The following is an 18440-nucleotide window of genomic DNA, read 5'->3' as shown; positions in this document are numbered from 1 at the left end:
TCAGGTTTCTCCTAGCAATTGGGCGTCTATGCCGTCGCACAAGGCGTGCAGCAGCAACAGATGGATTTCCTGGATGCGTGGCGTGCGCTCGTGCGGCACGCTTAGGTGGATGTCTTCTTCGGTCAGCAGCGCGGCAACGTCGCCGCCGCCGTGACCGGTCAATGCGATCACCCGCATGTCGCGCTCGTGCGCGGCGACGATGGCCTGCAGCACGCTTGGCGAATTGCCGCTGGCCGACAACACCACCAGGATGTCGCCCGGATGTCCAAGCGCATACACCTGCTGCGAGAACGCGCGGTCATAACCGAGATCGTTCGAGATCGCGGTCACGATGGCGGTGTCGGCAGTAAGCGCGATGGCTGCCAGCGGCATCCGTTCGCGCTCGAAGCGGCCGATCATGTGGGAAACGAACCGCTGTGCGTCGGCTGCCGAAGCGCCGTTGCCGCAAACGAGCACTTTGCCATCGTTGGCGATGGCAAAGAAGATCGCCTCGATCGCCGTGGCGGTCAGAACCGGCAAGGTGTCGAGGGCATGTTCGTGAAGCGCGATCGCGTCGCGGAAGTGGGTGGTGACCCGGGCTGTCAGATCCATGCGCGGATTATGGCATGCAGGCTCATGGGTGCAGGCTTGTTGCGGGTGTGCATGCGCTGCGCGGTGCGCGTCAGGTGTAACTGGGGGTGAAGGCGTCACGCAACCAGGCGATGCCTTCCGGGGAGATTGCCACGACATCGAAACGGCAGCGTGGTACGGGGCCGCGCCATGCGGTTTTCAGAAAAACTTGGGCTGCGCGGGTCAGGCGCTGCTGTTTGGCGAAGGTCACGCTGGCCGCTGCGCCGCCGAAGCGCGATGAGCTGCGGGCGCGCACTTCGACAAACACCAGGATGTCGCCGTCCTGCATGACCAGGTCGAGTTCGCCCACCCGACTGGCAACGTTGCGGGCAAGCAGTTGCAAGCCAGCATTTTCGAGATGGGCAAGTGCAAGCGCTTCTTGCTCTGCACCGTGGCGCTGGGTGGGGGACTGACGCGCAAGTTCTCGTCCGCTCGTGTCCAGGGCCGTCCGTGTGAAACCTGATGATGGTGCGTCGGCGGCAGCGGTCTTTCCTGTTGGCCGGACCTTGATCTTGGTTGGGGATGCAGGCTGCGTTTCACCTGCCGCCGTTCGCGTTTTTGCCAGCCACCGCTTGCGGGCGCGTCGTTGTGTTGCCAACAGACGTGCCTCGGGACTGAGCACGCGCGACTTATCCGTCATGACACCGCCGCCTGCTCGGGTATTCTGGCGGCATGCATATCGATCCTTCTTCTTCCGGTGCCGTCGATGCCGACGACGCCTACGCGGCACCCTTGCCCGTTACGGGGGCTGACGCGGCCCACACTGCCGCTGATGCGGCCGACGCGCGTGTGGATGTATCCGACATCGCGACGTCTGCCGCCAGTGTCTGGCCCCGTCTGGCCGAGCGCGTTGCCACCCAGCACTGGCCCGCATCCACGCTGTATGTCGTGGCCACGCCGATCGGCAACCTGGGCGACCTGAGCCTGCGTGCGCAGATGACCTTGCAGCGCTGTGACGTGATCGCCGCCGAGGACACCCGCAGTACCCGTCCCATGCTCGATGCCTGGGGCATTCGCACGCCCTTGATTGCTGCGCACCGCCATAACGAGGCACAAGCGGCCCAGGCCATCGTCGGCAGACTGACGGCGGGCGAGCGTGTGGCGCTGGTGTCCGACGCGGGTGCGCCGGGCGTAAGCGACCCGGGTGCGCGGGTGATTCGTGCGGTGCGCGAAGCAGGTTTCACCGTGGTGCCGATTCCGGGAGCCAGCGCCGTCATCACCGCCTTGATGGGCAGCGGCGTGACCACCGACGAGAACCCGGCATTCGTCTTCGCCGGCTTTGCGCCGTCCAAGCGCGTGGCGCGTCAGCGCTGGCTGGCGCAATGGACGGCGGTGCCTGCGCCCGTGGTGATCTACGAGTCGCCACACCGTTTGCGTGACACGCTGCGCGACGTGGTGGATACCTGCGGTGCCGAGCGTGGCATTACCATTGCCCGCGAACTGAGCAAGCGTTTCGAGGAAATCGTGACCTTGCCGGCCAGCGAGGCGCTGACCTGGATCGACGCACCGCACCGCGAGCAGGGTGAATTTGTGCTGATCATCAGCGCGCCGCCCGTAGCAACGGAAGAAAGAATCGACGGCCGTGCAGGCGAAATTCTGCAATGGTTGATGGAAGTGGCCAGCGTGCGCGACGCCGCGCGCCTGGCATCGCGCATTACCGGTGTGCCGCGAGATGCGCTGTACGCGCACGCGCTGACACTGCGCAAGGCGCAGGAAGATGACGCAGAGGAAGACGAGGACTGAAGGCTGAGCGTTTGCGCCGATCAGGCCAATCGGAAAACTGAACGGCAGCTTGGCTGGCGAGCTGACATTTGAGCTGACATTCGGGCTGACGTTCGGGCTGACATTCGGGCTGACGTTCGGGCTGACGTTCGGGCTGACGTTCGGGCTGGCAGAGGTGTTGATAGCCAGTCCAGCTATCAAGCCAGCAAGCAAGCTGAAGCTCAGATCAAGCAGCTGACCAGCAGGTAAACCGCCAGCCAGCCCATTTGCCGCAAACATAGGCATGGCGATTCCGCAAAGGGCGCGATGCTTCAGTATTCGGTGTGTGGCTCGCGGGCAGGGCGCTGCGACAGCGATTTGTCCGTGAGGGGTTCTGCGTATGGGATGGCACAAGCAGATGCGCCGTACGTAATGTCAGTCCGCAAGGGAGCCACTGTCTTGTGGCCCCTTGCCGTCCGCTTATTGCGTGACGATCATCGCCGTCATGTTCACCCGCTGCTGCAGCCGGTTGGCCGCCAGTTGCGCAGTGACACGGTCTGCATACGGACCGATGCGAACACGATGCAGGTTGCCGACCAGCACGATGCGCAGCGGCTCGGCCCAGTCGGTCAGCTGGCTGCGCAGGCGGCCAAGCAGGTCCTGGGCATTTTGCTGACCGCTGAACGCGCCCAGTTGCAGATACACGCCGTCCAATACTGGTGCCGCCGCAGTGCTGGGTGCTGACAAGCCTGCCGATGCGGCCGACGCAGACGGGTAGGCAGGCTGCGCAGCCGGTACTGGCCTGGGGGCCATCGGTGCCGGTGGCGGCAAGGCCTCGATTTGCGACGGGGCCGCTCCGAACGCAATGGGCGCAGTTGCCGCAATCGTGTCGGCGGGCAAGCTGTCTTGCGAGCCGAATCCGGTCGAGGGTGCAGGCGTATTGATATAGGCCGGGGCCGGGGCAACCGTGCTGGCGGCAGCCGAGGCTTCCAGCATGGCCACCGTCGCCGGTGCGCGGCTGGCGTATTCGGTTTGTTCACCCGCGCGTTCAGCACGAATGCGGGCGATCTCAGTAGGCGTCAGATGTTCGACCACCACTTCGGCACTGCCCGCACCCAGGATGCCCAGCTTCACGGCCGCCGTGTATGACAAGTCGATGATGCGGTCGCTGTGGAACGGACCCCGGTCATTGACGCGCAACAGCACCGTCTTGCCAGTGGACACGCGCGTGACACGCACATAGCTGGGAATCGGCAAGGTGGTGTGTGCGGCGCTCATGCCGTACATGTCGTAGGTGTCGCCGTTGGAGGTCTTCTGGCCGTGGAACTTCTTGCCGTACCAGGACGCCAGTCCCTGCACGCGATACGGCCGCCCGGACGTGTCGGGGGTGTAGTTTTTGCCGAACACGTTGTAGGGGCGGTTCGGGCCACTGGCCAGCGGTTCGACCGCAGGCATTGCGTCGGGCACCAGTTCCAGGTCTGAGGGCGGACGGTCCGGTGGGCCGTCATCTTTGTAGTAGCCACCGCCGCGCGAACTGCCGCCACCGCTGCTGCTGGCCGTGCTGCTGTCTCGCTTGGGGCTGCTGCCGCAACCGGCAATCAGCAATGAAACCGCCAACATGGCGACGGGAAGCGTATGGGAGAACGTGCGAGAAAGCGTATGAGAAACGCAGCGGATCTGCATGGCCGGCACGGGTCCTGTCAGGTAGAAAGCGGCGCGTGGCCGTCGGGCACCGGCAGCAGCAGATGCGGCTGGTTGCGATGGCGTATCAACACTTGTCCTCGATCGGCGAATCGTTCGCCAAGCCGTTCAACGATGTAGACCGAACGGTGCTGACCACCTGTGCAACCGATCGCGACCGTCAGATAACTGCGGGTGTCCTGCATGTATTGCGGCAGCCAGCGTTCCACAAACCCCGCAATGTCATCGACCATCGCATTCACGGTCGGGAAGGCCGACAGGTATTGCGCCACGGGCGCATCGCAGCCCGTCAGCGGACGCAGCACCGGGTCGTAATGCGGGTTGGGCAAGCAGCGCACATCGAACATCAGGTCGGTGTCGAGCGGAATGCCGCGCTTGAACGCAAACGACTGGAAAGTCAGCACCAGCGGCAGGCGGTCTGCCTTGATCAGGTCACGCACCCACGCACGCAGCTGACCAGGGGTCAGGTTCGTGGTGTCAATCAGATGACCGAGTTCCGACAGCGGGGCCAGCAATTCGCGCTCGGCCAGAATGCAGGCTTCCAGCGAGGGCGGCGTGCCACCGCGTTGCAGACGGTCGGTCAGGGGATGGCGGCGGCGGGTTTCTGAATAACGCAGCGCCAGCGTGCTGGTGCTGGCGTCCAGGAACACCACCCGCAGCTCGGTGCCACGGGCGCGCAGGGCGGTGATGACGTCGGGGAGTTCGGCGATGTCGCCCGGCGAACGGGCGTCGATCGCCACGGCAACGCGCGACAGATGCTCGTCATGCGCGATGCCGATGAACTCGTGGAGGAAACGGACGGGCAGGTTGTCGACGCAGGTATATCCCGCGTCTTCCAGCATGCGCAACGCCACGGACTTTCCTGAGCCCGAGATGCCAGTAATGAAGACGACGCTTAACACGGGGTCGATTGTGGCATGCGAGCTACCCACGGGCCAAGCCTCAAGGTCGGGTTCAGTCGTTGTCGTGGATGGCCTGCATCTGGCGATCCATGAAGTCTGACAAGGTATCGATGCCGCGCAGCTGCAAAATGGCGCTGCGCACGGCGGCTTCCACCAACACCGCCAAGTTGCGGCCGGCAGCAACCGGCAGCACCACCTTGCGGATCGGCAGGCCCAGAATGTCCTGGGTCAGTGCCTGCATCGGCAGGCGCTCGTAGTGTTCTTCCATCGAGGTGTTGCGCACCAGATGGACGATCAACTTGAGCTTCATCTTGCGGCGTACCGAGGTCTCGCCGAAGATCGCGCGGATATCCAGCAGCCCCAGGCCGCGGACTTCCAGCAGGTTCTGCAGCAAGGTCGGGCAGCGGCCATCGACAATGTTCGGGGCGATGCGGCTGAATTCCACCGCATCATCAGCCACCAGGCCATGACCGCGCGAAATCAGTTCCAGCGCCAGTTCGCTTTTGCCCAGGCCGGATTCGCCCGAGATCAGTACGCCCATGCCCAGCACGTCCATGAACACGCCATGTACCGTGGTGGTGGCCGCAAGCTTCTTGGCGAAGTAGATGCGCAGCAGGTCGATCACCTGCGATGCCAGCAGCGGCGACGCCAGCAGCGGCACGTTGGACTGTCGGCAATGTTCGATCAGGTCGTCAGGCGCAACCAGGCCTTCGGCCATGACCAGCGCGGGCACGCCGCCACTGACCAGTTCATCCAGGTGGTGATGACGCTTGCGCGCTTCGAAACGCTGGTAGTACGCGTATTCGGAGTGACCAAAGACCTGGATACGGGCCGGGTGGATCAGGTTCAAGTGACCAACCAGATCGGATGCGCCCAGGCACTCGTCGGGCAATGCATGCGTGCTGCCGCCCAACTCGCCGGCGATCCACGTCAGCGACATCTTCTCGGCGTTCTCGTCGAACAGGGTCTGGATGGTCAGCATGGCTTTACGAGGCTTCCGCCGGTACCCATTGGCTGAACACGGCATGCACCGCACCGGCATCGGTCTCGGTGCTGAGCGTGTCGCGCAGCTGGCTGTTCGACAGGATCTGGGCCAGTTCGGACAGGATTTCCAGATGCTGCTGGGTAGCCTTTTCCGGCACCAGCAGGAACACCATCAGGCGAACAGGCTTGCCGTCCGGCGAGTCGAAGGGGATCGGGGCCGACAGGCGCACAAAGGCGGCGACCGCGTCGGTCAGGCCTTTGATCCGGCCATGCGGGACCGCCACGCCTTGACCCAGGCCGGTAGAGCCCAGGCGCTCGCGCGAAAACAAGCTGTCAAAAACCGCCGAGCGGGCGATGCCGTGATTGTTTTCGAACAGCAGTCCAGCCTGTTCGAATACGCGTTTCTTGCTGGTCGCTTCCAGATCCAGAAGGATGTTGGAAGGAGGCAGGATCCGTGAGATCAGATTCATGTTCTATCTGCGCCTGGCTTGCGAGCGTGGGCCGGAGTGAGCCGGAAAGTAAATCAATGTACGCAACGTACATGCTGATTTTCAGCTGATATTCAGCTTCTGTCACGCCCGCAGACGGACATCTCCTGTTGGACAGCGGGCGATTATAGCCCTGCTTGTCCCGGGGCCAAAAAACCGATCGACGCGAACGTGTCGGGAAATGCCGTGCATTTGCTGCCATCCAACAACAAGGCCCGCATTCCGGCGGGCCTGTCTGCTCAATGTCGCTCGGTCACTGAGACCGAGGCGCGATGCCTAAAACTTATAGGTCGGACGCGACATATTGTTTCTTGACCGCTTCGGGAACGCGAGTCTGCTGGACTTTGTCTTTGTACTTTAACAATTGACGGTCAAGCTTGTCGGCAAGTGCATCGATAGCGGCATACAGGTTTTCGTCTTCAGCTTCGCAGTGGAGATCCTTACCGGTCACGTGCATGGTGATGTCGGCCTTCTGCATCAACTTTTCGACCGAGAGAACCACGTTCACATCGATGACATGATCGAAGTGTCTCAGGACACGCGCGAGCTTGTTCATCACATACTCGCGAATAGCAGGGGTGACCTCGAGATGATGACCGCTGATGCTCAGATTCATGTAAAGCCCTCCTTCGAGCGTTGAAACCCCGGAAGTTGAGTCTCCCGGGACTGGCCGCTTGCCGGAAATCCGGTGCTTGCCGGGTGGCCCGCACTGCGTGCCACATCGTTTGCGTTGCGCCAGCAGTGCCGGCTGTCTTGCCACGCAATCGAGGTGGCTGGCAGGTGGTGGAGACCGCGTCGCCAACACCTATTAGATCGGGTCCGATCGCTACGCTTCAAGCAACTTTTGGCAACAGCACGCTAGGGGATTGCCCTGATCATTGCCGCATGTTGCGGCGGGCATTTCAGATCGACTTGCGCAGGGAAACCGGCGGGATCTGGAGTGCTTCGCGGTACTTCGCGACGGTGCGGCGCGCGACCACGATGCCCTGTTCACCCAGGGTCTGAGCAAGCTGACTGTCCGAAAGCGGCTGGGTAGGATCCTCCGCGCTGACGAGCTGTTTGATCAAGGCGCGTATCGCGGTTGACGATGCGGCACCACCGGTTTCCGTCGCGACATGGCTACCGAAGAAATGCTTGAGTTCGAAGGTACCGAACGGCGTGAGCATGTACTTCTGCGTAGTGACGCGAGAAATGGTCGACTCGTGCAGCCCCAGTGTATCCGCAATTTCGCGAAGCACAAGCGGGCGCATGGCGACTTCACCATGATCGAAGAAGCCATGTTGACGATCGACAATGGCTTGCGACACCCGAAGGATGGTGTCGAAGCGCTGGCGCACATTGCGGATCAGCCAACGGGCCTCTTGCAGCTGTGCCGACAGGCCGGCATGGGCGCAGCTGCGATCGCTCTTGAGCAGCTGGGCGTACAGATGATTGATGCGCAGACGTGGCATCGCTTCTGAATTCAGATGCACGACCCACTGCTTGCCAAGCTTGCGCACCACCACGTCGGGCACCACGTAGTCGGCCGCCGTGGCAGAGAACTGGGAACCAGGACGCGGCGTCAGACGTCGGATCAGCGCCTGCGCCGAGCGCAAGGTGTCGTCATCGCACTTCAGGCTGCGACGCAGCTTGGCGTAGTCGCGTGCCGCCAGCAAGGGCAAGTGCGCACGCGCAATCGCGCGGGCGCAGGACAGCACCGACGGATCGCGTGCTTCGGGCAGTCGGGTGACATCGGGATTGCGCAGTTGCAGGCCGATGCATTCGGCGGTGTCACGCGCACCCACGCCAGGCGGATCGAAAGACTGCACCAGGGCCAGCGCCGTGCGCAGTTCGTCCTGGTCGATTTCCAGTTCCGGCGGCAACATTTCTGCCACTTCTTCCAGCGGTACGCTCAGGTAGCCGTTGTCATCCAGTGCATCGATCAGCAGTTGTGCCAGCGCCTTGTCACGGGCCGAGCCAAGCGTGACCGACAACTGTTCCAGCAGGTGTTCGCGCAGCGTGGCGGTGCTGGCGGCGATCTGCGGACCGCTCGGTTCGTCGTCATCGTCGCCGCGCGAGGCAGGCAGGTCGTTCCACAGCGAATCGGTTTCACGCATCGGCGGCGCATCTTCGCCCCCGGTGGTGGAGTCCCGCTCCATGTCGACTTCCTGGGCGGGCTCGGGCGCGTCCTGATGCGAGGTGTCGCTGCCGTTGGACATGTCATTGTCGGCGTGCAGCGAAACCTGGGCCGGTTCGTCCTCGCGTTCCAGCAGCGGGTTGTCACGCAGGACTTGTTCGATCTCTTGTTCGAGTTCGAGCGTCGACAACTGCAGCAGGCGAATCGCCTGTTGCAGTTGGGGCGTCAGCGTCAGGTGCTGCGCAGTGCGAAGCTGGAGCGAGGCCTTGAGCATGGCCTAGCGCACGCAAGGGATCGACATGACTGACGCCCTCACATCTTGAAGTGTTCGCCGAGATAGACGCGGCGCACGGCCGGGTCCATCACGATCTCGTCGGGGTGGCCGGCAGCCAGCACCGTGCCCTCGCTGATGATGTAGGCGCGGTCGCAGATGCCCAGCGTCTCGCGTACGTTGTGGTCGGTGATCAATACGCCGATGCCACGGCCTTTCAGGAAACGCACGATGCGCTGGATTTCGATCACGGCGATCGGATCGACACCGGCAAACGGTTCATCCAGCAGGATGAAGCGCGGGCTGGTGGCCAGTGCGCGTGCGATTTCCACGCGGCGTCGTTCACCGCCCGACAGCGAAATAGCGGCGTTCGGACGAATATGCTGAATCTGCAGTTCATCGAGCAGCGAATCCAGGCGGGCCTCGATCTCTGCTTTCTTCAGCGGCTTGTCGCGCTCGTCGCGCTGAAGTTCAAGCACGGCGCGGATATTGTCTTCGACCGACAGGCGACGAAACACCGACGCATCCTGCGGCAGGTAAGACAGTCCACGGTGCGCGCGCTGGTGAATAGGCAGGGGCGTGACCACCTCGTTGTCGATGGAGATTTGGCCCGCATCTGCCGGCACCAGGCCGACGATCATGTAGAAACAGGTGGTCTTGCCCGCACCGTTGGGGCCGAGCAGACCAACCACTTCACCGCTGTTCACATCGACCGATACGTCTTTGACGACCGTGCGGCCGCCGTAGGACTTGCGCAGGCCGGTGGCAACCAGCTTGCCGGTCTTGCCGTGCGCGGACAGCGGTTGCGTGACCGACGCACCTGCATCGGCATGGCGTGCATCCACCGTCATTGACGGGCTCCGGTCGCGGGAGCCGGTGCCTTGACGGCCGGCGCGGCGGGCTTGGCGGCAGCACCAGCAGCCGGCTTTGCCGTGGAGGCAGTGGGCGGGCAGGCGGTTGCCGGCGGGCCCGACGGGGCTTCGGTCGTGCCAGCGGTCTTGGACTGGATGACCGTGCGCACGCGCTGGTTGGCCTGAGGTGAACGCGGGCCGCCCTGGGCGCTGTAGGTTTCCGTGCGCTGGTCATAGATCACGACCTGGCCACGGATTTCGTCCTGCACCACGCCGCAGGCCAGGCGTTTGACCAGCGCCTGGTCGATGAAGAAGATGCGCTCGGTCTTGCCTTCGTATTCCGTCCGGTTGGACGTGCCTTCGGTGTATTCCTCGACGCCTTCGCGTTTCTGGCGTACGAAGACCTGCTTGCCCTTGTTGGCCGTGGCAATACCGGTCTGATAACCCTCGGCGTCTTCCCGCAATTCCATGCGGTCGGAACGGATGATCAGGGTGCCCTTGGTCAGCACGACGTTGCCGGTGAACACGCTGACCTGGCGGACATCGTCGTACTGCAAGGTGTCCGAGTCGATCAGGGTGGGCTTGTCGCGGTCGGCGCGTTCAGCGAATGCGGGGACGGCGGCCAGGCCAAGAAGTGCGGCAAGCAGCAGGTTGCGCAGCGAGAGAGAAGGAGTCGAAGGCACGAGAGCGGGTCCTGTCCTGTTAAGGCGCGGAGCGGGCGGGGGCGCCGGTCGGCGGCACGCGCGGGGCGATTTCGACCCGACTGCGCGACGCGACCTGGAGTTCGCGGGTGACGTTGTTGTAATGCATGCCGTTGCCATTGATGCGCGAACGGCCGTTCAAAATCGTGGTGGGCAGATCGGTGAAGGCCACATCGTCGTCCGGGCGCAGCGTGATCACGTTGCTGCTGATGTCCAGGCGTTCATGGCCCATGCCGGCTTCGCGCACGAAGCGGGCGTCACCCGTCATGACGATGCGAGCGCCGTCTTCATCCATGCGACCTGCCTTGGCCGTGGCAACCGTGACCTGGCGACCAGGCTTCTGGCTGTACGAACGCGGGGACTGGATGTCGCTGGAATCGTCGTCGGGGAAGTGTTCCATGCGCTTGCCTTCCAGGCGCGAGCTGGGCACACCTTGCGGGTCGCTGCGCACCATCACGAACTCTTCGACGAAGGAGTCGATCTCGTGCGTCATGCGACGCGGTGCATCTTCCGGCACAGCGCGTTGCGCGAGTTCAGCCGCCCACCACGTGCCCAGGACGAGCACGGCCAGCAGCAACAGCGAAATCGAGGAACCCAGCCGGTCTTTCATGGCTTACTGTGCCGCGCCAGTGGTCAACAGACCCCGGCTACCGCTGGCGATGAAGCTGCCAAGCCGACCTTGGGCTGCCAGGATCAAGTCGCAGCATTCGCGTGCCGCGCCGTGGCCACCAGCCTTGCCGGTAACCCAGTGTGCTGCCTGCGATACGTAGGTGGGTGCACCCGGCACGCTGACCGCAAAACCGACACGTTGCAAGGCCGGCAGGTCCATCAGGTCATCGCCCATGAAACCGGTTTCGTCCAGGGTGACCTGCATGCGCTTGGTCAGCTCATTCAGGGCTGCGCCTTTGTCGGACACGCCCTGCAGCACTTCGGCAATACCCAGGTCTGCAGCGCGACGGCTGAGCATGGCCGAATCGCGGCCGGTCATCAGCGCCACTTCAATGCCGCTTTCACGCAGCAGCTTCAGGCCGTGGCCGTCCAACACATGGAAGCCCTTGAGCGTTTCGCCCTGGGCCGAATACCACAACACGCCATCGGTCAGAATGCCGTCGACGTCGAACACCATCAGGCGCACACGCGCAGCGCGTTCGCGCACTTCCTGCGGAATACGGGCCAACAGCAAGGCTTCGGCGGGGTGGGGCAGATTGATCTCGGGCAAATTCATTGGCTTAGAGCACCTTCGCGGCCAGTAGGTCGTGCATGTGCAGGGCACCGATCAACGCGCCCGAAGGGTCGCGGACCAGCAGCAGATTCTTGCGATTTTCGTCCATCAGCGCGGCGGCTTCCACTGCCAGCGCGTCGGGGCCGATAGCGTAAGGCTTGTGTGACATGCCAGCCTCTACCGTGAGACCGCGGATGTCGCCCACGCGTTCCAGCAGACGACGCAGATCGCCGTCGGTGAAGATGCCAACCACCTGTTCCTGCGCATCCAGCACCACTGTCATCCCCATGCCCTTCAGGCTTATCTCGGTCAAGGCGTCGGTGATAGATGCTGTTACAGGAACGGTGGGCACGGCGGGCCCGGACCGCATCACGTCGCGCACGTGGGTCAGCAAACGGCGGCCCAGTGCACCACCCGGATGCGAGCGCGCGAAATCTTCCGCGCCAAAGCCACGCGCTTCCAGACAGGCCACGGCCAGCGCGTCACCCAAGGCCAGCGTCGCCGTGGTGCTGGCGGTGGGCGCAAGGTTCATCGGGCAGGCTTCTTTGGTCACGTTGGCATTCAAGTGAATGTCGGCAAGCTGCGCAAGTTCGGATTCCGGCCGGCCGGTGATGCTGATCAGCCGGGCCCCCATGCGCTTGACCTGCGGCACGATGGTCAGCAGTTCAGTGGCAGAACCCGAATAGGAAATGGCGATCACCACGTCTTGCGCGGTGATCATGCCCAGATCGCCGTGCACGGCTTCGGCAGCGTGCATGAAGAAGGCGGGCGTGCCGGTCGATGCCAGCGTGGCTGCGATCTTGCGGGCAATGTGGCCTGACTTGCCGATGCCGCTGACCACCACGCGCCCCTGACAGTCCAGCAGCAACTGGGCAGCCTGTGTGAAATGATCGTCAAGCCGTTCCGCCAGCGCTGCAATTGCCTCGGCCTCGACCGCCAGCGTGCGGCGCGCCGACGCCAGCGCGTCTTCGGCATTGGCGGTGGGGCGATGGGGGAGCGTAGCGAGGTTGGGCGTCATGCGTCGATGCGGAGTCAGTCCGGGAAAATCGTGATTCTACGCACCGGAAAATGGCGATGCGACGTGACTTCCAGTATAGACGCAAAGGGCATGATCCTTGCTTGGTTCATGCCTTACCTGGCACTGCTGCTAGGGTTTGCCGTATTCCTTGGGCAAATGGCGTCCTGGAAATCGAGCCCATCAGATTCTGTAACGCTGTGTCATTCAGGATCACTGGCGTGATCATCGGCACAGCTGGCCGCGTTGCGAGCGGGCTTTGGCATCGGCGCTTGTCAGGTGGGGCTTGCGCGCAAAAACGACTCGCTGGTGCGTGTGTTGCCCGCTAGCTTTGCCCCCGGCGTTGGACACCTGGATTGTGATGCGCGAGGACTTGCGAAAAAGCCCGCGTTGCATGGCGACCTTTGCGGCGCTGGCAAGCGGGCTTGATGCCTACATCAAGGGCAACTGATCGGTGGACACACAGGTCTTCAGATCAGATGCACCATCACGTCAGCACAGCATTCAGAAGCGATAACCCACGGCAATGGTGGTGACCCAGGGATCGATCTCGGCCTTGCCGATCTTGGTGCCGTTCAACTTCACGTCGGTGTCGATCTTGATGTAACGCAGGCTGGCATTCACGAACCAGCGATCGTTGATCTTCACGTCCACGCCGAACTGGGCAGCCAGGCCCCAGGAATCCGTCAGTTCAAGATGGTTGCCCGCCAGCGGGCCGACTGCACGGGTAGAGAAGAATCGGGTGTAGTTCACGCCCAGGCCAACATAGGGCTGGAAAGTCTGATCGGGCAGGAAGTGCCATTGCAGGCTGACGGTGGGCGGCAATTGCTTGCTGGTGCCGATCTGGCCGTTGACCGCGCCGCTGCCATACACGTCATGACGGAACGGGGCGGCTGCCAGCACGTCCAGGCCCAGATTGCGCGTAAACATGTAGGTGGCAGAGATGCTGGGCTTCACGTCGTTGTTCACGTCGAGGCCGATGGCCCCGTTCAATGCCGAACCATTGTCCGACTTCGGACGAACCTGCGAGACGCCTGCCTTGACCAGCCAGTCACCTTGCTCGTGGGCGAGGGCGGGGGCGGTGAAAGCGGCAGCGCACAACACTGCACCAAGAAGAAGGCCAGCGCGGGCGCGTTGGGTAATCATGATCGCTCCAGGAGTAGATGTTCTGATGAGCATTCAGCTTCTCAGAGCAGCCCGGGTGGAGCGTTGATGCAGGTCAAGCGTGGGGTGGAAATGACTGCGGCCCCACGTGCCCAGGTGGGGCAGGCGGGGCCGCAATGGCCGTGAAGCAACAGTTTCCGAAATACTGATAGTAGGTGGCTGCCCTTATCGCATGACGAGGGCAGCCCGCTTCGCAACACTTGTGGGTCACGCTACGCCAGGTTCAACCCGGCGTGCGCAGCGTCGGCTCGCGTTCCCACAGACGATGCGTCTTGGCTCCTGTGATGAAGGCATCAATGCCACCTTCGCTCCCACCTTCAATCGCAATCACCCCCGCATCGGGCACCACCGACGCCTTGTCCATCAGCGGTTTGGCGGTGGAGGTATGGCCAATGAACTTCAGATGCGCAAAGGCGTTCTGCACCCATTCGACCGCAGCCGCTTCCTTCACCAGTGCAGCGACGCCATCTTTCGATACCGCCAGCACCACCGCATCGAACACCACCGAGGGACCGCCGCTGATCGTGTGATCCGCCGGCAACTGCTTGCCGCCTGCCGTCTTCACGCCGCCGATTTTGGGAGCCACCAGTTCGACCATCGCGCCTTCGGCCTCGACTGCGCTGCGAACATCCGCCAGCAACTTGTCGTCTGCCCCGTCGGTCACCAGCACCCCCACCTTCCGGCCCTTCAGAATCGGCACGGCTTTCTTGATGATGCTTAGCGTTGGCGAGTCAGGCAGATCGATAGGTGCCTTGGCGGGCTTGATCTGCTCTGCCTGACCTTCCATGCCCAGTGCTGCTTCCACCGCTTTGCCAAGCTTCGGTTCGACCAAATGCAGATGCCCCAGCACACGTTGGCGAATCGGCACGATGGCAACCTTGGCCAACTCGAATGCAAACGCACTGATGATGTGCTGCTGTTCCGGTTCAGTCTGCGAGCGGAAGAACTGGCGTGCCTGGCTGTAGTGATCCGAGAAGGTTTCCGAGCGCTCGCGCACCTTGCCGCCTTCCACCGGATCAGCCACCGTGTGAAATCCGCGCGGGCTTTCACGCGGACCTTCAGGGGCGATGCTGTTCGGCTCGTAGTTCGCGCGTCCCGGCGGATTGTTCATGCGCATCAGGCCGTCGCGCTGGAAGTTGCGCATGGGGCACTGCGGGCGATTGACCGGGATCTCGTGGAAGTTCGGGCCACCCAGGCGGCTGAGCTGCGTGTCGGTGTACGAGAACAGGCGGCCTTGCAGCAGCGGGTCGTTGCTGAAGTCGATGCCCGGCACCACGTGGCCGGGGTGGAAGGCCACTTGCTCGGTTTCTGCGAAGAAGTTGTCCGGGTTGCGGTTCAACACCATCTTGCCCAGCTTGGTCAGCGGGACGACTTCTTCGGGAATCAGCTTGGTCGCATCCAGAATGTCGAATTCAAAGGCGTCGGCAGTGGCCTGGTCAAAGACCTGCACCGAGAACTCCCATTCCGGGAAGTCGCCGCTGTCGATGGCATTCCACAGGTCGCGTCGGTGGAAGTCATTGTCGGCACCGTTGATCTTCAAGGCTTCGTCCCACAACACCGATGCCGTGCCCAGCATGGGGCGCCAGTGGAATTTCACGAAGGTGGATTCGCCGGCCTCGTTGATGAAGCGGAAGGTGTGGACACCAAACCCTTCGATCATGCGCAGCGAGCGCGGAATCGCCCGGTCCGACATGGCCCACAGCAACATATGCGTGGTCTCGGGGCTGAGCGAAGCAAAGTCCCAGAAGGTGTCATGCGCAGATGCGGCCTGCGGGAAGGCGCGGTCGGCTTCCATTTTTACCGAATGAACCAGGTCGGGGAACTTCATCGCGTCCTGGATGAAAAACACCGGGATGTTATTTCCGACCAGGTCGAAGTTGCCTTCGGATGTGTAGAACTTGACCGCAAAGCCGCGCACATCGCGCGGCAGGTCGACTGAACCCGCGCCGCCAGCGACAGTAGAAAACCGCACAAACACCGGCGTCTGCACCGAGGGGTCTTGCAGGAAGGCCGCCTTGGTCCACTTGGCACAGGATTCGTAGGGCTGGAAATACCCATGCGCGCCCGACCCACGTGCGTGCACGATGCGTTCGGGGATGCGTTCATGGTCGAAATGCGTGATCTTTTCACGCAGGATGAAGTCTTCCAGCAGCGTCGGCCCGCGTGCACCGGCTTTCAACGAGTTCTGGTTGTCAGAAATCGGTGCGCCCTGGTTGGTCGTCAGCGTCTGATCAGGGGACGTGGCCGTTTGGTGGGTTTCGCCGCCGGGGCCAGGGTTGCGGTTGGCGTAGGCATCGGCGGGAGAATTGCTGTCGCTGCGGGAAGCGGGAGTTCTTGCCATGTCGGCTCCGTAAGGGGTGCCGCTCGCGCACTATGCTTGAGCTGACGATGCGGCCGCCGCAGAAAGAGCATGCGAGCGCATCCCAGCACAAGGGCAAGTTCCATTCCTTCTTTTTGCGTATCAACCTGCCGGCTGACGCATCACCGCATCAATCGTTGCCGTATAGCGCGCCGGGTTGCCGCCGAACGCAATGGTGGCGCGGCGCGCGGTATGCAACAGGTCAAGCACTGCGGCACTCATCGCCGCTGGTTGCCCCAGGCGAGACAGCGGGCCTGATACCGTCAAGGCTCCTTTGAGTTCTCCCAGCGCACCGAACACGGGTACGGATGCCGACGCCGTTTCAGGATCGCGTTCGCCGTACGACGTTGCCCACAAACGGGCCCGCACTTCCGGATCGCCACCTTCGCCTGGTCCGAATGCCAGCAGCACTTTGCCAGATGCGCCGCGATGTACATCGAACTCTTCGCCCACGCGTATCGATACCCGGAGCGCACGGGCCGGTTCTACCCGGCTAAGCACAAGACGCTTGTCCCCGATGCGAAGGTAGAACGAGGCCGTTTCACTCAGGGATTTGCTCAGTTCTTCGAGCAAAGGCTCGACGATCGATTCGATTCTGAACGAGCGCTGGTAGATCGCCGCCAACCGCATGGGTTCGGGTCCGACGGCATAGGCACCATCATCCAGTTTGCGGATGAAACCGCCATGTTCCAGCGCGCCCAGCAGCCGCAGCACCGTGCTTTTGTACAGGCCGGTCCGCCGAGACAATTCGCTCAGCGTAAGCCGCTCGTCTTCTGCACCGAAGGCGGCAAGCAGCGCAAAGATGCGATCCAGGACCGCGACACCACTTGAGTTTTCAAGGACCTCGTCGCTCATGACTCCCTTCACAGGTAATTGTTGTTCTGCGTAGTAGAACACAGGTCTTTTATTCAGGGTTTTCACGACTTTACGGCCAGATTGCAGCGCCATTAAAGTTCTTTCAAATAGAACGATGTTCTATCAGATAGTACTTTTTGGAAGTGAAACGCTGGCTCCGCGGCCGCGCATACATGGAAGGTGGATACGGTGATGTTGCTCGCGCTCGGTTACGGCATGGTGGTTTGCTTCATGGCGCTCATCATGACCAGGCGGATGTCGGCGCTGGTTGCGCTGGCGCTGGTGCCCATTGCCTTCGGGCTCGTCGTGGCGGCACCCGGCGCGATCGGCAAGATGATGATCGATGGCATCACCAAGCTTGCGCCGACCGGGGTAATGCTGACCTTCGGCATCCTGTACTTCAGCATCATGACCGACGCAGGGCTGTTCGATCCGCTGGTCAAGCGTGTGGTGCGCTTCGTCAAGGGCGACCCGCTGAAGTTGCTGGTCGGCACGGCCATCATGAGCACGATCGTTGCGCTCGACGGCGATGGGGCGACCACCTACGTCATCTGTGCCGCCGCCTTGCTGCCCATCTACAAGCGCTTGGGGGTGAGCCTGCAATACATGGCCACGATCCTGCTGATGTCGATTGGCATCATGAACATCGTGCCCTGGGGCGGTCCCACTGCGCGGGCGGCTGCTGCCATGCATATCGACGTGGCCGAGGTATTCATTCCCCTCATTCCCGCCATGCTGGTGGGGTTTGCTTACCAGATCGGCGTGGCTGCCATGTTCGGCGTTCGCGAGCGTCGGCGACTTGGCGTGTTGACGTGCCCGGATGAGGTTCAGCGCATTGTTGCCCTGGCTGACGAATCCCCGGCGACGCGGCGTCCGGCCATGATGATTCCGAACCTGCTGCTGACCATCGCATTGCTCTACTGCCTGGTGCAAAGCGTGTTGCCGCTGCCCGCGCTGTTCCTCGTCGCCACCGCCATCGCGCTGCTGCTGAACTACCCGAATCTCAAGGACCAGCAGGAGCGTCTGGCTGCCCATGCGTCCAATGTGCTGGCCGTGGTGTCGCTCATCTTCGCGGCAGGCATCTTCACCGGCATCCTCTCCGGCACGGGCATGCTCAAGGCCATGTCCGACGGCTTGCTCAACATCATGCCTGCGTGGCTGGGCCCGTACATGGCGCCTGCCACCGCCTTGCTGAGCGCACCCGCCACCTACGCGCTGACGAACGACGCGTTCTATTTCGGTGTCCTGCCGATTCTGGCCAACACCGCCAGCGCATACGGCGTCACCGCCGCCGAGATGGCACGGGCATCCTTGCTGGGGCAACCCATCCACCTGCTCAGCCCGCTCGTGGCGTCCACCTACCTGCTGGTGGCGTTGCTGGACCTCAATTACGGCGACAACCAGAAGTCCTCGTTGCTGTGGGTATTCGGCCTGGTGCTGGCCATGATCGTCGGTGCGCTGTTGTTCGGCGTGATTCCCTTCGTCGCGACCCCGGCCTGAG

Annotated in this window: 19 protein-coding genes and 1 pseudogene; 4 read left to right on the top strand and 16 right to left on the bottom strand. The window is 62.7% G+C overall.

From position 1 onward, the window contains the following. Both FXN63_RS23950 and FXN63_RS23945 read right to left on the bottom strand, forming a co-directional pair. The gene (locus FXN63_RS23950) at nucleotides 1-591 is read right to left on the bottom strand and encodes a phosphoheptose isomerase (RefSeq protein WP_148818021.1); all 591 of its coding nucleotides are present in this window, start codon (nucleotides 589-591) and stop codon (nucleotides 1-3) included. Nucleotides 592-661: 70 nt separating this feature from the next. Beyond that, nucleotides 662-1249 carry a YraN family protein gene (locus FXN63_RS23945; RefSeq protein WP_148818020.1) on the bottom strand — a complete coding sequence of 196 codons (588 nt, stop codon included), beginning with the start codon at nucleotides 1247-1249 and terminating at the stop codon, nucleotides 662-664. A gap of 32 nt (nucleotides 1250-1281) precedes the next feature. Here FXN63_RS23945 and rsmI point away from each other — a divergent pair, with 32 nt between their 5' ends. Together rsmI and FXN63_RS26835 are read left to right on the top strand one after the other, a co-directional pair. Next, nucleotides 1282-2352, top strand: coding sequence for a 16S rRNA (cytidine(1402)-2'-O)-methyltransferase (gene rsmI / locus FXN63_RS23940; protein ID WP_148818019.1), 1071 nt, complete (start codon nucleotides 1282-1284; stop codon nucleotides 2350-2352). 49 nt (nucleotides 2353-2401) lie between these two features. Beyond that, entirely contained in the window at nucleotides 2402-2569 is a 168-nt protein-coding gene (locus tag FXN63_RS26835; RefSeq protein WP_187395014.1) for a hypothetical protein, read from the top strand. Between the two features lie 221 nt (nucleotides 2570-2790). On the opposite strand, the gene FXN63_RS27315 is transcribed toward FXN63_RS26835, so the two are convergent. The 11 genes from FXN63_RS27315 to FXN63_RS23885 form a co-directional block, all read right to left on the bottom strand. Beyond that, on the bottom strand, nucleotides 2791-3930 hold the full coding sequence (locus tag FXN63_RS27315) for a septal ring lytic transglycosylase RlpA family protein (protein ID WP_222863964.1): 1140 nt from the start codon (nucleotides 3928-3930) through the stop codon (nucleotides 2791-2793). An 80-nt stretch (nucleotides 3931-4010) separates the two neighbouring features. Then, nucleotides 4011-4913, bottom strand: coding sequence for an RNase adapter RapZ (gene rapZ, locus FXN63_RS23930; RefSeq protein WP_148818017.1), 903 nt, complete (start codon nucleotides 4911-4913; stop codon nucleotides 4011-4013). A gap of 52 nt (nucleotides 4914-4965) precedes the next feature. Next, a complete protein-coding gene (gene hprK, locus FXN63_RS23925) occupies nucleotides 4966-5895 on the bottom strand; it encodes an HPr(Ser) kinase/phosphatase (RefSeq protein ID WP_148818016.1) in 930 nt (309 codons plus the stop codon). A gap of 4 nt (nucleotides 5896-5899) precedes the next feature. Beyond that, nucleotides 5900-6367 carry a PTS sugar transporter subunit IIA gene (locus FXN63_RS23920; protein ID WP_148818015.1) on the bottom strand — a complete coding sequence of 156 codons (468 nt, stop codon included), beginning with the start codon at nucleotides 6365-6367 and terminating at the stop codon, nucleotides 5900-5902. A gap of 301 nt (nucleotides 6368-6668) precedes the next feature. Beyond that, nucleotides 6669-7001 carry a ribosome hibernation-promoting factor, HPF/YfiA family gene (gene hpf, locus FXN63_RS23915; protein WP_148818014.1) on the bottom strand — a complete coding sequence of 111 codons (333 nt, stop codon included), beginning with the start codon at nucleotides 6999-7001 and terminating at the stop codon, nucleotides 6669-6671. 286 nt (nucleotides 7002-7287) lie between these two features. Next, nucleotides 7288-8775, bottom strand: a complete 1488-nt coding sequence (locus FXN63_RS23910) for an RNA polymerase factor sigma-54 (protein ID WP_148818013.1) — start codon at nucleotides 8773-8775, stop codon at nucleotides 7288-7290. Between the two features lie 38 nt (nucleotides 8776-8813). After that, a complete protein-coding gene (lptB, locus tag FXN63_RS23905; protein ID WP_148818012.1) occupies nucleotides 8814-9623 on the bottom strand; it encodes an LPS export ABC transporter ATP-binding protein in 810 nt (269 codons plus the stop codon). Next, nucleotides 9620-10306, bottom strand: coding sequence for a lipopolysaccharide transport periplasmic protein LptA (gene lptA, locus FXN63_RS23900; RefSeq protein WP_246164959.1), 687 nt, complete (start codon nucleotides 10304-10306; stop codon nucleotides 9620-9622). Before lptA ends, lptB begins: the two co-directional genes overlap by 4 nt. 19 nt (nucleotides 10307-10325) lie before the next feature. Then, the gene (lptC, locus tag FXN63_RS23895; RefSeq protein ID WP_148818011.1) at nucleotides 10326-10934 is read right to left on the bottom strand and encodes an LPS export ABC transporter periplasmic protein LptC; all 609 of its coding nucleotides are present in this window, start codon (nucleotides 10932-10934) and stop codon (nucleotides 10326-10328) included. A 3-nt stretch (nucleotides 10935-10937) separates the two neighbouring features. Continuing rightward, nucleotides 10938-11549, bottom strand: coding sequence for a KdsC family phosphatase (locus FXN63_RS23890; protein ID WP_148818010.1), 612 nt, complete (start codon nucleotides 11547-11549; stop codon nucleotides 10938-10940). A 4-nt stretch (nucleotides 11550-11553) separates the two neighbouring features. After that, on the bottom strand, nucleotides 11554-12564 hold the full coding sequence (locus FXN63_RS23885; protein ID WP_148818009.1) for a KpsF/GutQ family sugar-phosphate isomerase: 1011 nt from the start codon (nucleotides 12562-12564) through the stop codon (nucleotides 11554-11556). Nucleotides 12565-12792: 228 nt separating this feature from the next. Here FXN63_RS23885 and FXN63_RS27190 point away from each other — a divergent pair. Continuing rightward, nucleotides 12793-13012: pseudogene (locus FXN63_RS27190) on the top strand (LysR family transcriptional regulator); the annotation flags it as partial. Nucleotides 13013-13065: 53 nt separating this feature from the next. Here FXN63_RS27190 and FXN63_RS23880 read toward each other — a convergent pair. From FXN63_RS23880 to FXN63_RS23870, 3 genes are all read right to left on the bottom strand, one after another. Continuing rightward, complete coding sequence (locus FXN63_RS23880) at nucleotides 13066-13707, bottom strand: OmpW/AlkL family protein (RefSeq protein ID WP_148818008.1); 642 nt, start codon at nucleotides 13705-13707, stop codon at nucleotides 13066-13068. A 241-nt stretch (nucleotides 13708-13948) separates the two neighbouring features. Then, complete coding sequence (locus FXN63_RS23875) at nucleotides 13949-16066, bottom strand: catalase (protein WP_148818007.1); 2118 nt, start codon at nucleotides 16064-16066, stop codon at nucleotides 13949-13951. A 120-nt stretch (nucleotides 16067-16186) separates the two neighbouring features. Further along, nucleotides 16187-16939: an IclR family transcriptional regulator gene (locus tag FXN63_RS23870; protein ID WP_148818006.1), complete on the bottom strand. Its 753-nt coding sequence runs from the start codon at nucleotides 16937-16939 to the stop codon at nucleotides 16187-16189. Nucleotides 16940-17131: 192 nt separating this feature from the next. Between FXN63_RS23870 and FXN63_RS23865 the strand changes: the two genes are divergently transcribed. Beyond that, the gene (locus FXN63_RS23865) at nucleotides 17132-18439 is read left to right on the top strand and encodes a CitMHS family transporter (RefSeq protein ID WP_148818005.1); all 1308 of its coding nucleotides are present in this window, start codon (nucleotides 17132-17134) and stop codon (nucleotides 18437-18439) included. Nucleotide 18440: the final 1 nt, after the last annotated feature.

It is taken from the genome of Pigmentiphaga aceris, assembly GCF_008119665.1.
GTDB classification, from domain to species: Bacteria; Pseudomonadota; Gammaproteobacteria; order Burkholderiales; family Burkholderiaceae_B; genus Pigmentiphaga; species Pigmentiphaga aceris.
The sequence above is the reverse complement of the archived record's forward strand: the minus strand, read 5'-3'. Positions and strand labels throughout refer to the sequence as shown.